This is a genomic window from Microcystis sp. LSC13-02, assembly GCA_002282935.1.
GTDB lineage: Bacteria > Cyanobacteriota > Cyanobacteriia > Cyanobacteriales > Microcystaceae > Microcystis.
Map to the genome: position 1 here is coordinate 1 of MTBT01000044.1, position 5,857 is coordinate 5,857.

Here is a 5,857-nt window from a genome sequence, read left to right on the forward strand (position 1 = left end):
TCGCTGTGCTTATCTAAATGGTTGCCTTTTTTAACTTTTTTATTGATCTCATTAAGCATTTCTACTTATTGCAAAGGTGAGATGCTCCCGGTTAGAATGAACTAAACAATGGTTAAATCTGCATTTTTTGTGAAACCTAGAGGCTGGATAACAAGTGTTACTGTCATTACAGTTGCTATATTAACTGGTTCGAGTGCTACCTATTTTCTCTTACGTTTTCGAGGGAATAGCCCCGCTCCAGCGGCGATTTATTCCCCATCGAAGATTAGTCCCACTGCTATCTCCGCCAGAGGCTATCTCGAACCCAAGGGAGAAGTGATTAAAATCTCGGCCTCTGCTTTCATGGAGGGAACGAGGGTAGCCAAACTCCTAGTAAAACAAGGAGATAACCTGAAAAATGGTCAAATTATCGCAATTTTAGACAACCATGAGCGCCTTCAAGCCGCTTTAACCCAAGCCGAAGCCCAGAGGAAAATATCCGAGGCCCGTTTAGCGCAAGTTAAAGCGGGGGCAAAACAGGGAGATGTGGCCGCACAAGATGCCCGTTTCCAAAAAACACGAGCGGAATTACGGGGACAGATTGCTACCCAACAGGCGACCATTGCCAGTTTAGAAGCGGAGTTACAAGGGGAAACCTCGGCCCGAAAGGCAACTATCGAACGAATTCGGGCCGAATTAATCAACGCACAAACGGATTGCCGCCGCTATCAAACCCTGTACCTAGATGGGGCTGTACCGGAGCAAGAACGGGACCGCTTTTGTCTACAAGCCGAAACTATAGCTAAAAGTTTACAAGAAGCGGAAGCGAATCTGAATCGAATTGAGCGCACCATGAAGCAACGTATTCAGGAGGCCAAAGCCAATCTTGATCGCACCCGAACCACCCTTGCTCAAGAGATCAAAGCCAATCAAGCGGCTTTAGAAGCGGTCGCCGAAGTTCGTCCCGTCGATGTCCAAGTTGCCGAAGCCCAATTAATATCCGATCGAGCCTTGGTAGAACGCGCCCAAGCTGAATTAAACCTCGCCTATGTAAAAGCACCAAAAAGCGGTCAAATTCTGAAAATTCGTACCTGGCCCGGAGAAGTTGTCGGCAATGAAGGGATTGTTGATTTAGGTGAAACTGGGGAAATGTATGTTCGCGCAGAAGTTTACGAAACAGACATTCAACGGGTGCGAGTCGGACAAACCGCTACGATTCGGAGTGATGGTTTAGTCCGAGAATTAACTGGAGTTGTTAGCGAAATTGGTTTACAAGTGGGCCGGCAAAATGTTCTTGGTACTGATCCGGTAGCCGATGCCGATGCCAGGGTGGTAGAAGTGAAAATTCGCCTTACCCCCGAATCGAGCGCCCAAGTATCTGGCTTAAGCAATTTGGAAGTGACGGTGGTAATTGAGGATAGCAATGCACAAAATCAAGGAGAAACCAGGTGAATAAGCGAAAATTATACCAGAAACGACGCGGTAAGTTGGCCACGGCTTGGCTACAGCTAAAGCATCAAAAAGTTCGTCTACTGGTGGCTCTTTCTGGCGTGATTTTTTCCGTGGTGATTATTTTTATGCAGTTAGGGATTCGCGATGCTCTCTTCGATAGTGCCGTTCGTTTCCATCAAAGTTTACAAGGAGATATTTTTTTAATTAGTCCTCGATCGACTGCCTTAATTGCGATGGAAAGTTTCTCAGAACGACGACTTTTACAATCACTGGCTTTTGATGAAGTCGATTACGTTAGCCCGATTTATCTCGATTTCGCTCAATGGAAAAATCCTAATACTCGTAATTATTGGCGTAATATTTTTGTCCTTGGTATTAATCTGAGATATCCCGTACTCAACTTATCTGGAATTCCCGAAAATATCGAGAGATTAAAAATGCCTAATACAGTATTATTTGATGAGGGTTCTCGTACTGAATTCGGGACAATTGCCCAAGATTTTCGCAGGGATGGACGGGTAAGCACAGAGTTAGGAAATCCCAACGGAAATCGAAAGGTTAATGTGGTGGGTTTATTTCAGTTGGGTACTTCCTTTGGCTCCGATGGAAATTTAGTGACTAGCCATATAAATTTTTTACGAATTTTTGATAATCGCAAAAAAGGCTTCATTGATGTGGGTTTGATTAAACTAAAACCAAATCAAGATACTCAAAGAACCCTAGAAAAACTCAGAAAGTACTTGCCAAAAGATGTTCAAGTGTTGTCGAAAAGCGAATTTGTTAACTTTGAAAAAAAATATTGGCAAACTAGCACGGCGATCGGGTTTATTTTTAACCTAGGAGTTGCTCTAGGAATTATTGTTGGTGTGGTGGTGGTTTATCAAATTCTCTATACAAATGTTTCGGAACATCTTTCAGAATACGCCACCCTAAAAGCGATGGGCTATCGTCATAGCTATCTCTTATCAATGGTTTTACAACAGGCTTTTTTAATTGCTGTTCTCGGATATATTCCAGGTTTTTTGATCGCTAATATTCAATATGAGGTTACTAAAAATGCCACCTTATTACCTGTCAATATGTCGCTTGATCGAGCGGTTTTTGTCTTTATCTTAACCTTAGTCATGGCCTTCGTTTCAGGAGCCACTGCTGTTAAAAAATTGCAAGATGCCGATCCGGCCGATATTTTTTAGAAGAAAGAAACAGATATCCATCCCTCATCTCAATGAACGAGGCTGTCTATGGACGTTATTGATATTCAAAACCTCAATCACTATTTCGGTCAAGGAACGCTGAAAAAACAAGTTCTTTTTCAGATCAACTTAAAAATCACAGAGGGAGAGATCGTTATTTTAACTGGCCCCTCTGGTTCCGGAAAAACAACCTTACTATCCTTAATCGGTGGCCTACGCTCTGTTCAAGAAGGAAGCTTACAGCATTTTGAAAAAGAATTACGGGGGGCTAGTGAAGAACAATTAGTCCAAACCCGCCGTCAAATTGGTTATATTTTTCAAGCCCATAATTTGTTACCCTTTCTAACCGCAAGACAGAATGTACAAATGTCGATCGAGCTTCAGGAAAATCTCGGCGGGCGGGAAACGGAAGAACGCGCCGCTTTGATGTTAGAAGAAGTCGGCTTAGGACATCGGATCGACTATTATCCAGATAGCTTATCTGGGGGACAAAAACAAAGGGTAGCCATCGCGCGAGCTTTGGCTGGTAATCCTCCATTAGTTTTAGCCGATGAACCAACGGCCGCCCTCGATAGTAAAACGGGACGAGACGTGGTGAATTTGATGCAACGTTTAGCCAAAGAACAAAGCCGTACTATTGTACTCGTCACCCACGATAATCGGATTTTAGATATTGCCGATCGCATTGTTCACATGGAAGATGGACGCTTGCGCGGTTGCTAATACCCATCCAGACAAAACCCAGAAAAGGCGCTATGGCCAGTTTTGTCCGTTAGACCAGTGCCATTCTCATAGACTACTGGCATAGTTTTTCCTTCCTCAGCTTTTAAGTGCGGCTAAGACTGGGATACTCCATCAATAGATTCTGACACCAAATCCGTTTTTAATTGAGGAAACAACTTTTTTGTCTTAGCCTCAGTGGGAAGCTATGATATTTTCATGCTTGGCGGTGCCAACTTTGGCATCGAGAATATCTCCTGAATCCTGAAAATGCAATCCGTAGACTTTACCACCCTCAGCGCCACTTGTGCCGAAATTGCTGCCGTTTGGCTGCCAGCGAGACTAGAACAAGTGTATCAAATTGATCGCCAAACGATCGCCCTCTATTTACGAACCTTTGATCGCAAGGGATGGTTAATTATTTCTTGGCATCCCCAAGGGGCGCGGCTGCATATTGGTGATCCACCGCCAAAAGTCCCAGATACCTTTACTTTCAGCGATCAATTGCGTCATCAACTCAATGGTTTTGCGCTGACAAAATTAGCATTTGTTGCCCCGTGGGAAAGAGTCATCGATCTACAATTTGCCCAACGTCCTGATGATCCGGCCCAGGGGCATTTGTATATAGAAATTATGGGCAAATATAGCAATGTGATTTTAACAGCTGCCGATCGGCAAATTGTCACCGTTGCCCATCAAGTCAATGCCACCCAGTCTAGTGTTCGCACCGTACAAACGGGACAAATCTATCAACTACCCCCCGTTTTATTGGCAACAAATCCCAGTTTAGAAGAATCCTTGAGCAGTTGGCAAGCCAGAGTTAGTTTAATCCCTAAAACTATCGAAAAACAGCTAGTTAGTACCTATCGTGGGGTTAGTCCGGTCATCGCTCGATCGCTGTTGCAAAAAGCCAAGATTAACCCGAAATTAAACACGGATCAGTTAGATAATACTGATTGGGAAAAGCTCTTTTCAGTTTGGCAAGAATGGTTAAAAATCTTGGAAAATAAAACCTTTCAACCCGGATGGACAAGAGAAGGTTATACGGTGATCGGTGGGGAGATACTGGCAGCAGCTAAAAATGTCCAAGAATTATTAAACCGTTATTATAGCGACCAAATTAATCAAGAAAGCTTTCGACAACTACAGCAAAAATTAAATCAAAAAGTCATCTCTTTACTGACTAAACTGCAAACTAAAGCGGCGGGATTTCAAACAAGACTAGCAGAATCTGCTCATGCCGATCGCTATAAAGAGCAAGGGGATTTATTAATGGCAAATCTGCAGCAAATACAGCAGGGAATGACTAGCATTACTTTGGCGGATTTCCAGACAGGAAAACCTATAATTATTCCTCTCGATCCCGAAAGAAATCCCGTGCAGAATGCCCAATATTTTTATAAACAACATCAGAAATTAAAAAGGGCGCGGTTAGCGGTGGAACCTTTATTAGCGGAAGTGGTCAGTGAAATTAATTATCTCGAACAAGTGCGATCGAGTTTAAGTCAACTAGATAATTATAGCAGCAGGGAAGATTTAGAGGCCTTAGACGAGATACAAGAAGAATTAATTCAACAGAAGTATCTAGAAAGCAATTACCAGCGTAATCGGGCGAATAACAAAGAATCCGAACCCATGCGCTTTACTACTCCCTCTGGAGTAGAATTATGGATTGGCAGAAATAACCGTCAAAATGATCGGCTAACTTTTCGTAGCGCCAGCGATTACGATATCTGGTTTCATAGTCAAGAAATCGCTGGTAGTCACGTTTTACTCCGTTTAACCCCAGGTACAGTTCCAGAAGCCGCCGATCTGCAATTTGCCGCCGATTACGCCGCTTATTATAGCCGCGCTCGCCATAGTGAACAGGTTCCCGTCGTCTATACCCGTCCCAAATACGTCTATAAACCCAAGGGCGCAAAGCCCGGTATGGTGGTTTACAAACAGGAAACGGTAATCTGGGGCTGTCCTCAGAGGGTTGAGGATTACCGCAAAAAATAATTTTTTACCAAATTGTTTACTTTTTTTTACACAAAATGGGTATTGTCTGTTACAATTTTTACTAGAGAGACAAATGCAGTTCAGGCGCTTGGGAACGCAAGAACTATATTTCCTCGGATTACAACAACAAACAACAGCAAACCAGTGGTAGCAGCCGATAGTCTCGGGAAAGACACAAAAAACCGACTATTCAGGTGATATTAAAGCAGCCACTGGTATTTTATCTTCACCTAACCGCTTCTGTCACTTTCCTCAACTTTCTTTTCGGTTTCCGAGACTTATTGCCCAGATGAATGAGTTTGATTGTTGAGAATATTTGCTCTATCTTGGGATGAAAGAGGGATAGTTGGCATCCAGCTTTTTGTAAAGAAATTTAAACTTCACCCATAGTTAGGGTCTGCTGAAAAAGTTATTGAAAAGTACAGGTCTCTTAATCAATGATTTCACTTAGCTAAAAACATAAGCTTTAGTTGTTGATTAATCTCTAAGCTATAACTTATTGTCATCATTGA

General features: G+C 42.8%; 4 protein-coding genes. All 4 read left to right on the forward strand.

Features of this window, described 5'->3' with window-relative positions; translation table 11 throughout:
* Window positions 1-108: 108 nt before the first annotated feature.
* The 4 genes from BGL89_RS02725 to BGL89_RS02740 all read left to right on the forward strand — a co-directional run bounded on the left by BGL89_RS02725 (window position 109) and on the right by BGL89_RS02740 (window position 5,345).
* The gene (locus BGL89_RS02725; protein WP_024970243.1) at window positions 109-1,431 is read left to right on the forward strand and encodes an ABC exporter membrane fusion protein; all 1,323 of its coding nucleotides are present in this window, start codon (window positions 109-111) and stop codon (window positions 1,429-1,431) included.
* The gene (gene devC, locus BGL89_RS02730) at window positions 1,428-2,624 is read left to right on the forward strand and encodes an ABC transporter permease DevC (protein ID WP_286824314.1); all 1,197 of its coding nucleotides are present in this window, start codon (window positions 1,428-1,430) and stop codon (window positions 2,622-2,624) included. The genes BGL89_RS02725 and devC overlap by 4 nt, the downstream gene beginning before the upstream one ends.
* A gap of 48 nt (window positions 2,625-2,672) precedes the next feature.
* Window positions 2,673-3,347: a DevA family ABC transporter ATP-binding protein gene (locus BGL89_RS02735; RefSeq protein WP_286824315.1), complete on the forward strand. Its 675-nt coding sequence runs from the start codon at window positions 2,673-2,675 to the stop codon at window positions 3,345-3,347.
* Between the two features lie 267 nt (window positions 3,348-3,614).
* Window positions 3,615-5,345, forward strand: coding sequence for an Rqc2 family fibronectin-binding protein (locus BGL89_RS02740; RefSeq protein ID WP_286824317.1), 1,731 nt, complete (start codon window positions 3,615-3,617; stop codon window positions 5,343-5,345).
* The last annotated feature ends 512 nt before the right edge of the window (window positions 5,346-5,857 follow it).